General features: G+C 73.8%; 9 protein-coding genes. 1 reads left to right on the top strand and 8 read right to left on the bottom strand.

Annotation, left to right across the window (positions count from 1 at the left end):
• Positions 1–50: 50 nt before the first annotated feature.
• The 4 genes from ACWDNY_RS18550 to ACWDNY_RS18565 all read right to left on the bottom strand — a co-directional run bounded on the left by ACWDNY_RS18550 (position 51) and on the right by ACWDNY_RS18565 (position 8614).
• Positions 51–1070 carry a Gfo/Idh/MocA family protein gene (locus ACWDNY_RS18550; protein WP_451646834.1) on the bottom strand — a complete coding sequence of 340 codons (1020 nt, stop codon included), beginning with the start codon at positions 1068–1070 and terminating at the stop codon, positions 51–53.
• Entirely contained in the window at positions 1067–2179 is a 1113-nt protein-coding gene (locus ACWDNY_RS18555; protein ID WP_451646835.1) for a DegT/DnrJ/EryC1/StrS family aminotransferase, read from the bottom strand. The genes ACWDNY_RS18550 and ACWDNY_RS18555 overlap by 4 nt, the downstream gene beginning before the upstream one ends.
• A gap of 849 nt (positions 2180–3028) precedes the next feature.
• Positions 3029–7573, bottom strand: coding sequence for an Rne/Rng family ribonuclease (locus ACWDNY_RS18560; protein WP_451646836.1), 4545 nt, complete (start codon positions 7571–7573; stop codon positions 3029–3031).
• 264 nt (positions 7574–7837) lie between these two features.
• Positions 7838–8614, bottom strand: a complete 777-nt coding sequence (locus ACWDNY_RS18565) for a TIGR03936 family radical SAM-associated protein (RefSeq protein WP_451646837.1) — start codon at positions 8612–8614, stop codon at positions 7838–7840.
• 576 nt (positions 8615–9190) lie between these two features.
• Here ACWDNY_RS18565 and ACWDNY_RS18570 point away from each other — a divergent pair.
• Positions 9191–10345 (top strand): glutathione-independent formaldehyde dehydrogenase, encoded by a 1155-nt coding sequence (locus tag ACWDNY_RS18570; protein WP_451646857.1) that lies wholly within the window; start codon positions 9191–9193, stop codon positions 10343–10345.
• Between the two features lie 260 nt (positions 10346–10605).
• Here ACWDNY_RS18570 and ACWDNY_RS18575 read toward each other — a convergent pair whose 3' ends face one another.
• From ACWDNY_RS18575 to ACWDNY_RS18590, 4 genes are all read right to left on the bottom strand, one after another.
• Positions 10606–11808 (bottom strand): PP2C family protein-serine/threonine phosphatase, encoded by a 1203-nt coding sequence (locus tag ACWDNY_RS18575; RefSeq protein ID WP_451646858.1) that lies wholly within the window; start codon positions 11806–11808, stop codon positions 10606–10608.
• Between the two features lie 337 nt (positions 11809–12145).
• A complete protein-coding gene (locus ACWDNY_RS18580; RefSeq protein WP_451646838.1) occupies positions 12146–14191 on the bottom strand; it encodes a restriction endonuclease in 2046 nt (681 codons plus the stop codon).
• Positions 14192–14627: 436 nt separating this feature from the next.
• On the bottom strand, positions 14628–15938 hold the full coding sequence (locus ACWDNY_RS18585) for a vanadium-dependent haloperoxidase (protein ID WP_451646839.1): 1311 nt from the start codon (positions 15936–15938) through the stop codon (positions 14628–14630).
• 399 nt (positions 15939–16337) lie between these two features.
• A complete protein-coding gene (locus ACWDNY_RS18590; protein WP_451646840.1) occupies positions 16338–17789 on the bottom strand; it encodes a membrane-associated oxidoreductase in 1452 nt (483 codons plus the stop codon).
• Positions 17790–17915: the final 126 nt, after the last annotated feature.

The following is a 17915-nucleotide window of genomic DNA, read 5'->3' on the forward strand; positions in this document are numbered from 1 at the left end:
CCCCCTTGGGCGAAGGGGGGCCGGGGAGCAACGGTGGCGCGCGCCGGAGCCTATCGGGCAGCCGTGTGCTCTTCGCGGTCGATGAAGACGGTACTGCCGTCGGCGGCCGACTCCAGCACCGCCGCCGCCACCTCCACCGTGCGCAGACCCTGGCGCAGGGTGCAGATGTCCTGTTCCTTGCCGAGTACGGCGTCCCGGAACAACTCGTGCTCCACCAGGAGCGGTTCGCGCTTCTGGATCGCGTACCTGATCATGTCGCCCTCGGACACGCCGCGGAAGGCCTGCAGCGCCTCCCACTCCGTCGCCACCGCGGCGTTGGAGTGGAACGTCAGGTCCGCCGTGAGGGTGTCGGCGATGAAGCAGCCGCGCTCGCCGGTGACCGAGGTGAAGCGCTCCTTGAGCGGGCTCAGCCAGTTCACGAGGTGGTTGACCATGGTGCCGTCGTCGAGGCGGCCGACCGCGGAGACCATGTCCTCGTGCTCGCGGCCGCTCTTGGAGACGGTGTGCGCGGCGATGGACACGTACTGGCGGCCCGTCACCCAGCCGGTGAGGTCGATGTCGTGCGTGGCGAGGTCCTTGACCACGCCGACGTCGGCGATGCGGTGCGGGAAGGGGCCCTGGCGGCGGGTGACGACCTGGAAGACGTCACCGAGCTCGCCGGCCTCCAGCCGGGCCCGCAGCGAACGCAGCGCGGGGTTGCACCGCTCGATGTGGCCGACGCCGGCCACCAGGCCGCGCGACTCGAAGGCCTCGACGAGGCGGCGCGCGCCCTCGACCGTGTCGGCGACCGGCTTCTCGATGAGCGCGCAGACACCGGCCTCGGCGAGCGCCAGGCCGACCTCCTCGTGCAGTGCCGTGGGACAGGCGACGACGGCGTAGTCCACACCGAGGTCGATCAGCTCCTCGACGGTGCTGAGGACGGGAGCGCCGTGGGCGGCGCCGTGCTTGTCGCCCATCGGGTCGACGGCTCCGACGAAGTCGACGCCGTCCAGCCCGGACAGCACCCGGGCGTGGTGACGGCCCATGGAACCGAGGCCGACGAGGCCGGCCCGCAGGGATCCGGTGGTCACAGCTGCTCCCCCAGTGCGTTCACGGCGGCCACGATGCGCTCCAGGTCCGCCTGGGACAGGGCCGGGTGGACGGGCAGCGACACGACCTCGGCGGCGGCGCGCTCCGTCTCGGGCAGGTCCCAGGTGCGGCCGGCCTTCTGGTCCGGCTCCCAGTACGGCTTCAGCCGGTGGATCGGCGTCGGGTAGTACACGGCGTTGCCGATGCCGGCCTCGGCGAGGCGGGCCATGGCGGCGTCCCGGTCGCCCCGGACGCGCACGGTGTACTGGTGGTAGACGTGCCGGGCGCCCTCGGCGACCTTCGGCGTGACCACGTTCCCGGCGGTGATGTGCTCCGTCAGGTACGCGGCGTTGGCGATGCGCTGCTCGGTCCAGGCGGGGAGCTTGGCCCGCTGGACGCGGCCGATCGCGGCGGCGACGTCGGTCATGCGCATGTTGGCGCCGACGATCTCGTTGGCGTAGCGCTGCTCCATGCCCTGGTTGCGCAGCAGGCGCAGGGTGCGGGCGAGTTCCGCGTCGGCCGTGCTGACCATGCCGCCCTCGAGGGCGTGCATGTTCTTCGTCGGGTAGAAGCTGAACGTCCCGGCGGCGCCGAAGGCACCGACCGGGGTGCCGTGCAGGGAGGCCGCGTGCGCCTGGCAGGCGTCCTCGACGACGGCCAGGCCGTGCTTCTCGGCGATGGCCATGATCTGGTCCATGGCCGCCGGGTGGCCGTACAGGTGCACCGGCATGATCGCGGCGGTGCGCGGCGTGAGGGCGGCCTCGACGGCCGCCGGGTCCAGGCAGAAGGTGTCCGCGTCGATGTCGGCGAAGACGACGTCGGCACCCACCAGCCGCACGGCGTTCGCGGAGGCGGCGAAGGAGAACGACGGGACGATGACCTCGTCGCCCGGGCCCAGGCCGAGTGCCATCAGGGCCAGGTGCAGCGCGGAGGTGCCGGAGTTCACCGCGACGCAGTGCCGCTCGGCCACCAGCTCCGAGAACTCCGTCTCGAAGGCGGCCACCTCGGGGCCCTGCACGACGCGGCCGCTGCGCAGCACGCGCACCGCGGCCTCGATCTCCTCGTCCCCGATGACGGGCCTGGCGGCTGGTATCTCATGGGTGTCGCTCACGACATCCCCCTCCTCTTCGGCGACCTCCGCGGGCGCCACGTTGTACATGGGCCGGGACGGAACGGTGCGCAGCGCGCGTCCACATCCCTGAAAGTTCGCCAATGCCTGTGCGGCGAACGGCTTTCGCGGAAGACCTGCCCCCACAGATAGTCCTTGCGAGAAGACAGCCGTTGTGCGGACGGTGTGGAGCGGGTGTGCACCCCGGCTGCGACCCGGCGTGCGGTCAGCACCTGCCGGGACCGAAGCCACGTTACCAGCACGGCTGGACGCGCTTTTCCCAGGGTTGCAACGGAAACACCTCAGCTTGGCGCCCGTCAGGTCACAGCCGACACGCGATCGTGACCGGTTCGTGAGCAGGAGGTTCGGACAGGGTGCCGGTGCGCTCGGCCGGCGGCGCCCGGCGCGTGCGACCGGGCCCCGCCGCGCGGCCCCCGGAGCGGGTGAACCGGGACAATTCGCCCGCACCGCAGGGGGTTTCCACGCGAGCGCAGCCGAGCCTGGAGCGTGCGCGCCGGACGCCGGGCGCGGCGTGCCGGACGCCGGGCGAAGCGCACCGGGCGCCGGGCATCGGGCGCAGAGCGGCGCGTGCCGGGCGTCGGGCATCCGGGGCGTGCGGCCACGCGCCGCCGCACGACTCCCGCAGCGGAGGTACCAGGACAATCCGCCCGCACCGCACGGCGTTTCCACGCGAGCGCAGCGGAGCGGGCGCCGGGCGCCCGGGGGCGACTGCGGTTCGGGGCCCCGGGCCGGACGGCGGCGGCTGCGGGCCGGACATGCCGGCGGGGCACCGGTGGGTTCACCGGTGCCCCGCGCTGGTCCCGCTTGCGACGCCGCGAGGGCGAGGGCCAGTCAGTCCTCCGCGGAGGCCGACGCCTCCGGCGCCGTCTTCTTCGCCGCCGCCTTCTTGGCGGTCGTCTTCTTCGCGGCGGTCTTCTTGGCCGTCGTCTTCTTCGCGGCGGTCTTCTTCGCCGTCGCCTTCTTGGTGGCGGCCTTCTTCGCCGTCGCCTTCTTGGCGGTCTTGCGGGCCGCCTTCTTCGCGGGCGCCGCTGCCTCGGCCTCCTCGGCCGAAGCCTCGGCGATGGCGGCCTCGTCAGCCGAAGCCTCGGCGATGGCGGCCTCCTCAGCCGGTGCCTCGGCCGGGACGGTCCCCTCGGCCGGGACCTGGGCCCCCGCCTCGGCGGGAGCCGGGGCCCGGTCCTCGGACGCGGTGCCCGCCGCCGACGGGACGACCACGACGGCCGCCTCCTCGGGTGCGGTCGGCGCGGTGGCCTTGCGCACCGCACGGCGACGCGGGCGGGCCGGGGCGGCGCTCTCGGCGGGCGCCTCGGCCGGAGCCTGCGGCTCCTCGGCCGGGGCCTCGGCGGCCTCCGGCCCGGCGGCGCTCGGCGCGGACTCGGGCACCGTCACCACGGCCGCCTCGGCACCCGCCGGGGAGCCGGCCGGGGCCGACACCTTGCGGGTCGCGCGACGCCGGCCACGGCCCCTGGGCGCCTCCTCGGCCGGCGCGGCCGCGGTCTCCTCCTCGGCCGGCGCGGAGTCGGGCCGCTCCGCGACGACGGGGTCCTCGGCGGCCGCGGGCTCGGCCTTCGCCTCGGCGGCCGGCTCCGGCCGCACCGGGCGCTCGGCCTCCTCCTCGGCGGTGACCTGCTGCGCCGTCGGGGCCACCGGGCCGCCGTCGGCGCCGGCCCTAGGCGTGCCCGCGGGAGCCGACGCCCGCCGGCTCGCCCGCCGCCGGCCGCGGCCGCGGGACGCCGCGGCCTCCGCCTCGGCGACGCTGCTGTACAGCTCCTCGTCCGGAGCGAACTCCGGCGACGGCAGGGCGACCGGCTCGGCGATGGCCTCGGCGGTGAGCTCGGCCTCCGCCTCCGCCTCCTCCTCGGCGGTCGGGGTGGACACCACGGCCGTCTCGTGCTCGTGCGGCTGCTCGGCACCGGCACGGGCGCGCTTGCGGCGCTTGCCGCCGTTGCCGCCGGCCGACGGCTGCTCCAGGTGCACGATCACACCGCGGCCGTTGCAGTGGACGCAGGTCTCCGAGAACGACTCGAGCAGTCCCTGGCCGACCCGCTTGCGGGTCATCTGCACCAGGCCCAGCGAGGTCACCTCGGCCACCTGGTGCTTGGTGCGGTCGCGGCCCAGGCATTCCAGCAGGCGACGCAGCACCAGGTCGCGGTTGGACTCCAGGACCATGTCGATGAAGTCGATCACGATGATGCCGCCGAGGTCGCGCAGCCGCAGCTGGCGCACGATCTCCTCGGCCGCCTCCAGGTTGTTCCTGGTGACCGTCTCCTCGAGGTTGCCGCCCTGACCGGTGAACTTGCCGGTGTTGACGTCGATGACGACCATCGCCTCGGTCCGGTCGATGACCAGCGAACCGCCGCTGGGCAGCCACACCTTGCGGTCCAGCGCCTTGGCGAGCTGCTCGTCGATCCGGTGGGTGGCGAAGACGTCGACCTCGCTGGTCCAGCGCTGCAGGCGCGGCGCGAGGTCCGGCGCGACGTGCGAGACGTAGCCGTGGATCGTCTCCCACGCCTCGTCACCGCTGACGACGACCTTGGAGAAGTCCTCGTTGAAGATGTCGCGCACGACCCGGACGGTCATGTCCGGCTCGCCGTACAGCAGCGTCGGCGCGTTCGCGCCGCCGCTCCTGGCCTTCTTCTGGATGTCCTCCCACTGCCCCTGCAGCCGCTCGACGTCGCGGCGCAGCTCCTCCTCGGTGGCGCCCTCGGCGGCGGTGCGCACGATGACGCCCGCGTCCTCGGGGACCACCTTCTTGAGGATGGCCTTCAGCCGGGCCCGCTCGGTGTCGGGCAGCTTGCGGCTGATGCCGGTCATCGAGCCCTCGGGGACGTACACGAGGTAGCGGCCCGGGAGGGAGACCTGGCTGGTCAGGCGGGCGCCCTTGTGCCCGATCGGGTCCTTGGTGACCTGGGCGAGCACGGACTGCCCGGACTTCAGGGCGGACTCGATGCGGCGCGGGCCGCCCGACATGCCCAGGGCCTCGAAGTTGACCTCGCCGGCGTACAGGACGGCGTTGCGGCCCTTGCCGATGTCGATGAAGGCGGCCTCCATCGACGGCAGCACGTTCTGCACCTTGCCGAGGTAGACGTTGCCGACGTACGAGGTCGACTGCTCCTTGTTGACGTAGTGCTCGACGAGCACGCCGTCCTCCAGGACGCCGATCTGCGTGCGGTCGCCGTGCTGGCGGACGACCATCACGCGCTCGACGGCCTCGCGGCGGGCCAGGAACTCGGCCTCGGTGATGATGGGGACGCGACGGCGGCCCTGCTCACGGCCCTCGCGGCGGCGCTGCTTCTTCGCCTCCAGACGGGTCGAGCCCTTGATGGACTGCACCTCGTCGGACGGCTCGGCGGGCTTGCGCGGCTCGCGCACCTTGACGACGGTGCGCTCCGGGTCGTCGGTGGACGTCTCGGCGTCGCCGGACCCGTCGCCGGCACGGCGGCGGCGACGACGGCGACGGCGGCTGTTGCTGGAGCCGCCGGCGCCCGGGTGCTCGTCACGGCCCCCGTCCGGGTCGGCCTCCTCGTCCTCCTCGCGGTCCTGCTCGGCCTGCTCGGCGGTGTCCTCGGCGTCCTGCGCGGCCTGCTCGGCGGCGACATCGTCGGTCTCGTCCGCCTCCTCGTCACCGCCGGAGTCCGCGGACTCGCCGCGACGGCGGCGACGGCCACCGCGACGGCGGCGACGGCGGGTGCCGCCCTCCTCGCCGTCCTCGGTGTCGTCGGTGTCCTCGCTCTCGGCGGACTCCTCCGCCTCCTCGGTCTCCTCGGCGGGGGGCTCGACGGGAACCTCGACGGCCTGCTTCTCGGGCTCCTCACCGTCCCCGGCACCGCGGCGACGGCGACGACGGCGGGAACCGGTCTGCTCGGTCTGCTCGACCTGCTCGCTCGCGGCCTGCTGCTGCGGGACCTCGTGGGCACCGGCCGCCTCGGCGGCGGCCTCGGCGGCGGCGCGCTCCGGCGTCTGGAACTTCGGCTCGGCGAAGACCGGCGGCTGGAACACGGCCACGGCGGGACGCTCGGGCCGGCGCGGGGTCTCCTCCTCGGCGGACTCACCGGCGGCGGACCGGGCCGGCTCGGCGAACCCGGTGGCGGCACGGCGTACGGCCCGGCGCCGGGCACGGCGCGGACCGGACTCCTCCGCGGCCTCCTCGGCTGCGGGGGTCTCGCCGGCGGGGGCGGCCTGCGGCGCCTCGGCGGGCGCCTCGGCGGCGGGGGCCGCGAAGGTCGGCGTCCTCGGCTCGCGGGCCGCCCTGCGGGACCGGGTGGCCTTGGCCGGCGGGGCGGCCGCCTCGGCCTCGTCCTCCCCGCCGGAAGACGTCGCGGCGGCGGGCTCGGGGGTGTCGGCGGTCCCTGCGGCCGGAGCGGCCTCGGGCGCCTGCTCCCCGGCGGGCGCGGCCGCGCGGCGGGTGGCACGGCGGCGGCTCCGGCGCGGAGCCTCGTCCTCGGTGGCCCCGGCTGTCTCGGTGGTTCCGGCGGTCCGCTCGGCGGCCGGCGCCTCGGCGGCGATCTCCGGCACGGGGCTCGCCGCGGCCTCGGCCGCCGGGGCCGCCTCCACGGTCTCGGCGGTCGCGGCGGGCTCGGGGGCGCCGGTGGGGGCGGACTCACGGCGTGTCGCACGGCGGCGGGTCCGTCCGGCGGCCGGGGCGTCCGCGGGCGCCTCGGCCGCGTCCGCTGCGGACTCCTCGGCGGTGGTGACGGGCGAGGCGGCGCGGGCCCCGGTGCTCTCCGCGCTCGCGGCGGGGACCACCGTCTCGGCGGTCTCGGCGGCGGCAGGGGCACCGGCGGGTGCGGCGGCGCGCCGGGTGGCGCGGCGGCGGGTACGAGGCGGAGCGGCGGCGTCGCCGGACTCGACGGAACCGGCGGACGTGCCGTCGCCGGGCGTCCGCGCCGCGTCCTCGGCGGCGGCCGTCGTCCGGTCGCCTGCCGCGGGCAGGACCGTCTCGGCGGCCGCGTCGCCCTGGGCGGCCCGGGGGGTCCCGGCAGGCGCCGCGACACGCCGACGCGTGCGCCGTGCCGGCGCGGCGGGCGGCTCTTCGGCGCCGGCGGGCTGAAGCGCCCCGGCGGTCTCGGCGGCGACGGCGCCCTCGGCGCTCTCCAGCGCTCCGGTGGCCGCGGCGGCCTCGATCTCCTCCGCTTCGGCGGTCGCGTCCGCCTGGTCTTCCACGAGGTCGGCGGGGTCGGCGACCGGTATGGCCGGCGCGACGACCTCGGCGACGGTGGGCGCGCCCGCCTCGCCGAGTTCCTCGGAGCCCTGCCCGGCGGGCGGGCCCGCCGGGCGGGACGCGGCGCGGCGCCGGCGGCGCGGGGGCAGCGTGTCGCTGGGGGTGTTCTGTTCGGACCCCGTCACGGGCCCGGTGGTTTCGTTCGGCTCGAGCATGCGGGCGTATCTCCCGTCGGGCTCCCGGGCGCCGCGCCCGGTCCGGCGTCGATCCGCCGTTGACGTCCGCGGCTCGCGCGGTGCGCGGTGCCGCCGTCCGGGGCGCGAGCGCCACACGGGAGCTTTCTGTGTCCTGTCTCGCCGGTTCCGTACGCCTTGTCGGTACGGCCTGGCGAAAGTCTTCTGGTCGGTGCGCTGCCCGACCCAGGTGGCTCCCGAGTACGAGGGCGGCGCTTCGACGTCCGTCCCTGACGCGGAACCGTCCTACGCGGGCGCTGTCGCGGCGGCAGTGGCGGCGGCCGTCTCCGGCGCGGTCGTCGCTGCCTCGCGGTCGGGCGCGAGCGGGTCGGTCACCGTGCCGGTCTCTTCATCGAGCAGCCCCTGCGCCAGCCTGGTCACCGCTGCGGGGACCGGCGGCGCCAGGTCGGCCACGGCGCGGAGACCGGACAGGACGTCGTCGGGTCGTACGGCAGGCGTCACGTGCCGAACAACCAGGCGCAGTATCGCACAGGCCTGGTCGCCCGGCCTATCAGCCGGGTCACTCTGCGTTTCGGCGCTCTCCAGGTGCGCGACGGCCGGGCGGGCGTCGAAGGTGCGCATGCCGTTCTTGGTCAGGCGCTGCACCTCGACGGTCCCGGCCCGGTTGAAGGCCTCGACCGCGCGCGCGGCCTCGGCCGGTTCCACGCCGTCCAGCCGCAGCTCCCACACGGAAGCCGTCAGCCGGTCGGCGAGTCCCGGCGTGCGGGCCTCGACCGCCTCGACGACGTCCAGCCCGGCGGGCAGCGACTCGTCGAGGAGGACGCGCAGGCGCTCGGGGTCACGCGGCTCGGTGAGCGCGATCTCCAGGTACTCCGCCTCACTGCCCGTGCCGGTGGGTGCGGCATTGGCGTAGGACACCTTGGGGTGCGGAGTGAACCCCGCCGAGTACGCCATCGGCACCTCGGCACGGCGCAGCGCACGCTCGAAGGCGCGCTGGAAGTCACGGTGGCTGGTGAACCGGAGGCGGCCGCGCTTGGTGTAGCGCAGTCGAATGCGCTGCACCGCGGGTGCGGGCGGCGGGCCTTCGGGCTGTCGCTTGCCCAGTGTCGTTCAGTCCTTCGTGAGAGCGGTCCTACTGCTGTCAAGAGTACGTGCCGTGCGGCCCGAACGTTCCCGGCGGGCCCGAACGGCCGTGACCGCGGTCCGCCGGACAGCCTCCGGCGTTCGCCGGCGCGGGCCGGCCGCGGTGGCCCGCGCCGGAGCCGGGGCCTGGCGGACGGCCCGTCCCGTCGTGCGCGCGGCCGCGGCGGCGGGCCGCGGGACGACGTCCCGTACCGGATGCCCCGGGGGAGCCGGCGCATGCCGGCACCTCCGCCGCGCGGGCGGCCCCCGCGGATCCGGTCCGGGCACGCCGCCTCCCGCCTCGCGGTCCGCTCGCCGGCGCGGGTTTCCGGGGCCCCGGTGAGCGGTTGCAGGCGGTGCCGCAGGGGCGTTTTCTGGAACTGTTCGAACCATCCGGCGGTGAAGCGAGAGCATCCGGGCCGCGGCGCAGCCGAGGCCGCGGTCGCACTTGTCCGTCCCCGGGTCGGGGCCCGTTCGGCACCGCCTCATCCAGCGTTCGACGCGGAGGTGACCGAGGTGAAAGCCGTCGTCTACGAGAAGCCGTACCAGGTGCGGGTGAAGGAGGTCGAAGATCCTCGAATCCAGCATCCGAACGACGTGATCGTACGCGTCACGTCGAGCGCGATCTGCGGGTCCGACCTGCACATGTACGAGGGCCGCACGGCAGCGGAGCCCGGCATCATCTTCGGACACGAGAACCTCGGCATCATCGAGGAGACCGGGTCCGGCGTGACCTCCCTCAAGAAGGGGGACCGCGTCGTGATGCCGTTCAACGTCGCCTGCGGCTTCTGCAAGAACTGCGTGGACGGCAAGACGGGGTTCTGCCTGACCGTCAACCCGGGCTTCGCCGGCGGCGCCTACGGCTACGTGGCGATGGGCCCGTACCCCGGCGGGCAGGCCGAGAAGCTGCGGGTTCCCTACGCCGACTTCAACTGCCTGAAACTGCCCCCGGGTGACGAGTTCGAGACCGACTTCGTCCTGCTCGCCGACATCTTCCCGACCGGGTACCACGGGTGCGAACTCGCCCAGGTCTCCACCGGCGAGAGCGTGGCCGTGTTCGGTGCCGGGCCGGTGGGGCTGATGGCCGCCTACTCAGCGCTGCTGCGCGGCGCGGCGCGGGTGTTCGTCGTCGACCGGGTGCCCGAGCGGCTCGCCAAGGCGGAGGAGATCGGGGCCATCCCGATCGACTTCACCCAGGGCGACCCCACCGAGCAGATCAAGGAGCGGACCGACGGAGAGGGGACCGACAAGGGCGTCGACGCCGTCGGATACCAGGCCCAGTCGACTCGGGACACCAGCCGTGAGGAACCCGCGGTGGTCCTCAACACGCTGATCGACACGGTCCGGGCGACCGGCATGTTCGGCGTGCCGGGCCTGTACGTGCCGGCCGACCCGGGCGCCCCCGACGAGCACGCGAAGCACGGCCAACTGCTGGTCTCCATCGGCCGCATGTTCGAGAAGGGCCATCTGATGGGCACCGGTCAGTGCAGCGTCAAGCGCTACAACCGCCAGCTGCGCGACATGATCATCGCCGGGCGGGCCAAGCCCGGCTTCGTGGTCTCCCATGAGCTGCCGCTGGACGAGGCACCGCAGGCGTACGAGAAGTTCGACAAGCGGATCGAGGGCTACACCAAGGTGATCCTGCACCCCGGCAGCGCGCCGGCGGCCTGAGGAGGAAGGCGCGGCCCGGGCACGCCGTCCGTGCCCGGGCCCCTCCCGCACCGAAGGGGACCGCCGGGCCCGGAAGCATGCGTGCGAGGTGCGGACGATGCCGGACCCGCGCGGCGCGCGGACCCCGGGGCCGTTGCCCGGGGGTCCGGCGCGTCGCGGGCCGCGGGCACGGCGCCGGAGTACCCCGGAGCCGGCGTGCCGCGATCCGCGTCCGCGGCCCGGAGCCACGCCCGCCGCCCCGGCCCGGCCACGACCCACGATCATCCGTAGGCGCTGGGGCCGCCGCGGGGTCCGTCCGGCCGCGGGCCGTGCCAGTCCAGCACCATGGTCGTGGCGTCGTCGGGCAGGTCGCCGCCGCAGACGTCGTGGACCGCCTCGATCAGGGCGCGCACCACCTCACGGGGGTGCAGGTCGCGGGTGTCGAGCAGCGTCTGCGTCAGATCGACGGCGGCCGCGGCGCGCTCCTGCATCCCGTCGGTGAGCAGCAGCAACCGGTCGCCGGGCCGCAGGTCGAGCCGCTGCACCTGGTAGGGGGACGGCAGCGCCGGCACACCGAAGGGCAGGTTGACCTTCAGCGGCACCTCCTCCACCCGGGTGCCACGCAGCCTCAGCGGCCACGGATGACCGGCGTTCACCAGGGTGCAGACCCCCGTGTCCAGCTCCAGGCGCAACAGCTGCCCGGTCGTGATGCCCCGGCCGTGGGCCCGGAGCGCCTCGTGCGCCGTCCGGGCCTGGTCGACGAGCCCGCCGCCGGCCCGACGGGCGCACCGCAGCGCGTTGACGGTGAGGGTGGCCAGCAGGGCGGAGTTGATGTCGTGCCCCATGGCGTCGGTGATCGACAGGTGCAGGGTGTCGTCGTCCAGCGTGTAGTCGAAGGTGTCGCCGCCCACGTCGTCGGCCGGCGCCAGGCCACCGGCCACCGTGAACTGGGGGGCCTCGCAGCACGGCGCCGACGGCAGGAGCTGATGCTGGATCTCGGCGGCCAGGGTCATCCGGGTGGTGCGCTTGCCCCAGTGGTAGAGATCGGTGAAACGCCGATCCGTGACCACGATGTACGCCAGCGCGTGAGCGGCCTGCAGGACCCCGTCCCGGACCGCGTCGTCCACGTACGGCACCGACAGCTCCAGCACGCCGATGCAGTCCCCCCGGTTCGTCACGGGCGCGACCAGCCGGACCCCGCCGTCGGCGTCCGGCTCCTGGTGCAGACGCTGGCTCCGCAGCACCCGGTCGTACACGCTGCCACGCAGCCCGGTCCGCTCCATGCCGGCACCCCGCCGCATCTCCCCGGCCCGGGGCAGACGCACCACCTGCTGCCCGATCACATCCACGAACAGGAACGACACCGCCCGCGCCCCGAAGCGCTTCTCCACATTGCGGGCCACCACGTCCACAGACTCCACGGGCGCGGCTGCCTCAGCACCCCGCAACACATCGTCCAGCCCGAAGCCGTCCTCACCCACCACGTACACCTCCCCAGCATTCTCCCAAATGCCCGCCCTGGCGGTCGGCACACGGCAGCCCTCCGCGCCGGCGCCCCCGCGAACGGACGAGCACCCACCGCCGCGCGCCCACCCCGACCACACCCGTCGAACCCCGCACAGGCCGCCGCCCGAGCAGCCCACCGGCACGAAGAAGCCCCCTGCCGCCACGGAGGGAGCCTCCGGCGCCACTCAGTGGGCGGACCCGCGTCCCGCGGGTCCGCCCGACCGCCGAACGGCACCGGCCCCTGCCCGCCGGACCGGGCCGCGGACGGCTGCCCCCGCCACGGGTGCCCGACACCACGCATGACGCCAGGCGCACCTACTCGACGTCGATGCCGTAGTCCCGGACGAGCTGTTCCAAACCCCCCGGGTAGCCCTTCCCACCCGGCACGAAGTCCCAGTCGCCGTTGGCCCTGCGCCGGAACGAGCCGAGCACCAGCGCCGTCTCCCGGGCGCGGCCGTCGGAGACCTCCAGCCGGTCCAGCTCGGTCATCGCCGGGTCCAGCAACCGGATCCCGGCCTCGGTGAACCCGGAGAGGTCCGCCCCCGGGTTCACCTCCGGATCGACGGCAGCGACCAGCACCAGCCGGTCGGCCGCCGCCGGCAGCGCGTCGAAGGAGACCCGCAACGCCGCCCGGTCCGGCGCCACCGCGGGCACGGCGCGTACCGCGCCGTCCGGAGTCCCCGGGTTGTTGAAGAACACGAAATGGTCCTCGCTCAGAACCCGGCCGTGGCGACACACCAGCGCACACACGTCCAACGCCACATCACCGGACCACGTCATGCCCAGCACATTGCGGTCGCCGGACGGAGCCGCGGCACCGGCAGGCGCCGGCTGCGCCGGGGCGGCCCGCCCTCCCTCCCCCAGCCGTCCGCGCAGCCCGTGCCGGTGCAGCAGGTCGACGAGTTCGCTCCCCGACACGAGCTCCAGGGGCTTCCCGCGGGCGAAGGTGTGCGAGCCGGGGCCGAAACCCGACGTGGTGACCAGCACGCCCTTGTTGGCACCGGCGTCCTGGACGGTGCCGTACAGATCGCGCACCGCCGTCGGAGGCACCGTGTTGCGATACCGCTTCACCTGAACGACGATCTTGCCGCCCCGGATGGGCGCCGGGTCCAGCGCGTCGACGTCCACGCCACCGTCGTTCGAGCGCTGCGTCGTCACCGCCCTCATCCCCATGGCCCGGAACAGCTCCGCCACCAGGGACTCGAAGGCGACCGGATCCATGACGTACAGATCCGGCTCGTCACCGTCGCCCCGCGCGGCCACCGGCCCACCCACGTCCTGGGGCCGCCGGCCCGGCCGCACGGAAGCGAGCTGGTCGGGCCGGGCCGCGAGCTGCCCCCGCAACGCCTCGGTCAGGCAGCTCACCCCGTCCACCTGCTCCAGACGGAGATCGGCGAAGACCGCCCGCGGCGCCATGACGGTCGCCAGGACGGTCTGCGCCCGCCTGCCCGTCGCCGGATCGCGGGCATCGACGAAGCCGTTCAGCGCCACCGAGTCGAGGACGCCGTACTCGTCCGCGGCGAAAAGCTGGTGCAGGACGAGGAGCACGCTCTGCGCCAGCACCTCCCGGTACAGAGCACGGCGCCGGCTCACCGGGCGCGCCGTCTCCCGGTACTGGTCGTCGGCCACCACGTACCGCACCGACTTCGCCTCCGGGACGACGCCGTACCCGGGAAGCTCCCAGTCCAGCACCAGCTGCCGCGCCGCGCAGTCGTAGGCCGCCGACGCCTGCCGGGGAAACCCCTGCGGCCACGCCGACGACGAGTGGAGAGCGGCGGAGAAGAACTCGACCACGGCGTCGGGCTCGCCCCGCCGGACCCCCTCCGTCACCTCGACGACCCCGGCATTGTGCCGGCGCACCTCCGCCCGCTGCGCCCCCACCCTCTGCTCGTACTCCCGCCGCAACGCCGCCAACTGCTGCTGCCGCTGCGCCTCGGCGGCCTGCGCGGCATACCAGTCGCGCTCGAAACGAGCCCGTGCCTCGGCCTGCGCCTGCGCTCGCCGGCCGGCCGTCCAGCCGCCCTGCACCTGGTAGTGGCCCGGATCGGGCATGCGCACCGGCCACGCCTGCGGCCCCGGATCGAACGGCGGGACCTCCTCCGCGCGCATCAGGGACGACGCCCTGAAAGCCGGCGTCCGGCAACCCGCAGCCAGCAGCCCCTGCAAGGCCGCGACCTCGGCCTCCAGCTCCTCCGTCCGCCGCCTGGCCTCCGCCTGCCGGTACTCCCGGTGGCCACGCTGGTGGGCCCGCGCCCGGCGCGCCTCCTCCCGACGCCGCCTCGCCTCGGCTTCCACCTGGCGCTGCTGCTCACGCTGCATCTCAGCCCAGGCACCGACAAAACCAGCAGAGCGACGACTCATGCGCTACAGGCCCTCCCCAGGACGTCGGCGACCGCCGACCACACACTGATTGCCCCCACGACCAGCAGTGACGGTCCGACTGTATCCAGCAATCGCCACCCGGGACACGGACTTGCCCAAGCAACCGGAACCGACCGTCGGGGCAGGTCACCGCCACCCGTGGGCCACGGACGCAGCCGCACGGACAGCTGTGAGTCCCCGCCCCTCGCGGGGCAGGGACTCACAGGCGTCACGGCCGTACGGCGTGCCTCACGCCTGCGGCGGCCGGAGCGTCGTCGTCATCGGCGGACCCGCGGCGGCCGGTCCTGGCCCGGGTGTCCGTCCACGAGTCCCCGGTGCCGACCGCGCCCGTCCCCCCGGTGGCTTCGGCCGCCGGTCCGTACGGGACGGCCCTCAGCCGGCCTCGTCGAGCAGGGCGGGCCCGGACGGAGCACCGTCACGACGAAGGGTGCCTCCCCCGGGCCGGAAGCGGCTGGGTGCCGTGCTTCGCGACCGGCTGGAAGTAGTGGTCCAGCGCCCAGGCGGCCACCTGCGTGCCGGCCCGCTGACCGGCCACGTCCGCCGTGCGGGAGTGGACGCCGCCCCACACGCGGGCATCGACGACGTCCCGGTCGAGGTCCGCGGCCGAGCCGTAGAACCGCGTGGTGCCGGTGACCTCCGACGGGACATGGAGGTCGATGCGCGAGGTGCCGAGCACACCGGTCAGGGCGCGCACCACGGCAGCGGCGACGGTCGTGTGGCCGGCGATGTAATCCGGATGCGGTGGAGTGAGGAGCAGCGGCTCCCAGGCCGGGTCCGCCGTCGTCGCGGGATTGCCGTCGGTGTCGGCGAGGCGGATGGCGGTGATCGGCCGCCAGGAACCGTAGTGGAGCTTGGCGTCCCACGCCGTGACGACGGCGTCGGTCGCCGAGGCGTTCACCGCGGCGAACAGCCGGGCCGTCCCGGCGATGCCCAGCCGGTGCCGGGCGGCGTGGTCCCGTACGGCGGTCTGCACCTGCTCGACCAGGTTGCCGCTGAAGAAGAGGGCGGTCTCGGTCTGCCGCGCGCTCCTGCCCGAGCCGGTCCTCGCGCCCATGGCCTTCAGCTCCCGGACATCCCTGGCATAGGCGGCCGAGGAGAGGGCGGGCGGTGCGCCGGGGCGGAACTGCCGCGCGGAGGCGAGCAGGAGGGGACGGAGCCTGCCCAGCCAGGTGTCGATGAAGGGCTGGAACGCGGGCGGGGTGGGACGCCAGACCCCCGGTGCCGGCGACAGGGTGAACGGAACGTCCGCGAACCTGCCGTCCCCCTCCCGGAGTTCGATGATGCGAGCGGCAGCGCGCTTTCCGTAGGCGACGCCCCGGTCCCTCGCACGACCGGCCGGAAGAGCGGCGATCGAGTTCGCGTAGGACGTGTCGATCCGCTCCTTGGAGGCGGGGAAGTAGGTGAGCAGCACGTCGTGGGCCGCAGTGGCGGCGGCCGCCGCCGATGACGCCTCGGCCGGACCGCGCTCGCGCCACTTGTACAGGGCGTAGCCGCCCTCGATCCCCACCACGGCGTTGTACACGGCGACGGAGACGAATCCGTGCCAGATGACCGCCTGCCCGGAGGGGCGCGGGCCGAGACCGGTCTTGATCGTGTCAGTGGCGATGGCGTTCCACTCGCGGACCACGGCTGCCGGGTCGGCCACGGTCCGGACGCCCGCATCGGGGGCACTCGTCGCGGCGGTGAGCGTCGTCAGGGCGGTGGCCGCGACAGCGCAGAGCAACACGCGGACACGTGAACGCGGAGGAAGGGCAAAGGGGCGCTTCAGACGCACGGCATGCTCCCTGGGGTCGGGTGACCCAGCCATAGCAACGGCCCGTCGCACGAGCAAGACAACTCGCCGCGAACCGGACAGACCTGACTCCTCCCCCACCTGACCGCACATCACCGGGGACTGACAGGCCGTCACCTGCCGATGAGCCCCCTCCCGTGCGTACGGGAGGGGGCTCATCGGCCACGCGGTCAGCCCGGGCCTGGAACGGGCTTCACCCGATCCAGCGCCTCGCCCACCTCAGTGCGCGTGACCGCTCGGCGCCGGCTCGGCGTTCTTGACCGTCAGAGGAAACAACTTCTTGCCGGTCGGGTCGATCTGGAGGGACGTGTCCATCTTTCACGCCGGCCGGCGCTATTGGCGGCTGAGGTTGCGTGTGATCCCTGCCGCGACTGTCGTGGCGAGAACCCAGCCGACAGCGATCAGGAGGTAGGACAGCCACTGATAGACGCCGGTGGGCGCGAAGGCACTCTGCTGACCGAAGTCGATGATCGGCAGCAGGAGATCCAGGGCGTAGACGGGGGCATTGAACCCTGGGCCTTTGCCGGGCTCGACCGGGGGTGGATGGTGCACTCCATACGTGACTGAGCCCAGAAGGAGCAGGGCCGTGAGCCAGCCACATGCACGGATGGGACGAAAGCCATAGCCCACGGTCGCATCCTGGAGATACCCCCATGGCCTGGCGTACCAAGGCAGAGCGGTCCGGCGTCGTCGCTGCTTGGCGAGCTGGACTGTGCGGGCCTCGGCTTCATCACCGACGCGGCGGTAGGAGGCCGCGAGCTGCTCGTAGCTGTGCGGGACGAAGCCGTCCGCATCGCGCCGCAGCAATGCCAGTCGGTCTGCGGCGGGAAGGCGCGGGGTCAGCGCCTCGTAGGTCAGTCCGTCCAGGCGGACCGCGGCCGGCCAGACCTGTGGCGCAGCCTCGATGACCTTGAAGCTGGCGTAGTGCATTCTGACGTCGCCGGAGACCGGCTGAGCGTCCCTCAGCGTCAGCTGGGTGGCTTCACAGCTGCTGATACCGAGTGCGACGCCGCCGGGGTTGCTGAGCCTGGCTTCGACGAACGAGATCCAGCCCGCGACCTTGGCACCGGTGAGCCTGACCCGGCCCTCAGCAGTGAGGCCACCAGCGTTGAGGACGGTACCCACGGTGACCCGCGCAGCGTCGATGGCATCGCCGTTCACATTCCTGGCTTGAGCGTCTTCTAGATCGACAGCTCCCGCGACATGAGCCGTTCGGAGGCTGATCCCACCCAGTGCCACGAGTCCCGGTGCCCATAGATCAGCACCTACCGAAGCGTGATCGAGCTGGAGCGCCCATCCGTCACCATCCCCGAGGCGCGCGCCGTCCAGGAAGATTCCGCTGGAGATCTCGGCACTGTTGAGCCGGGCCCTGCCCGCTATCTGGCAATTCGTGAGCCGGAGCGCACCGTCGACACGAAGAGACGTGGCTGTCAAAGACGGAAGGCAGGACCCGCTGAGATCGAGTTGGCGGGTCTGCGCCCCGTCGAGCTCCAAGGGGTTCTGGAAATGGCAGGAGGCCAGACGGATCGGGTGGCGTATCTCCGCATGCCGAAGGTCGAGGACACCAGCGACCCTGGCCCCGGCGAGGAACAGAGCAGGCGCCTCGCCGGGCTCGGACGAATCTCCCAGGAGCAGGGCCCGGATGACCTCAGCCCGAACCGTCCGCTCCTCATCCTGTGCGGTCGTGGATCCCTGATCCTCGTCTCGGCGGACGTCGATCGTCAGACCGCCCCGAAACGCCTGCCAGATACGGCGTTCCAGAGGCGTCAGATCTGTGATGTCCACCGCAGGACCCTATCCGGTACGGCACTGCGGTACCCCAGGGGACGACTACTTGTTGACCACCGTCAAAGGCAGCAGTTTCTTGCCCGTCGGACCCACCTGGATGGACGTGTCCATCTGCGGCCATTC

This window comes from Streptomyces sp. NPDC003697 (genome assembly GCF_053587115.1).

What these genes read in the sequence shown, in the direction of transcription:
- ACWDNY_RS18560 (WP_451646836.1), bottom strand. Translation starts at nt 7,573, where the DNA reads ATGCTCGAGCCGAACGAAACCACCGGGCCCGTGACGGGGTCCGAACAG.
- ACWDNY_RS18580 (WP_451646838.1), bottom strand. Translation starts at nt 14,191, where the DNA reads ATGAGTCGTCGCTCTGCTGGTTTTGTCGGTGCCTGGGCTGAGATGCAG.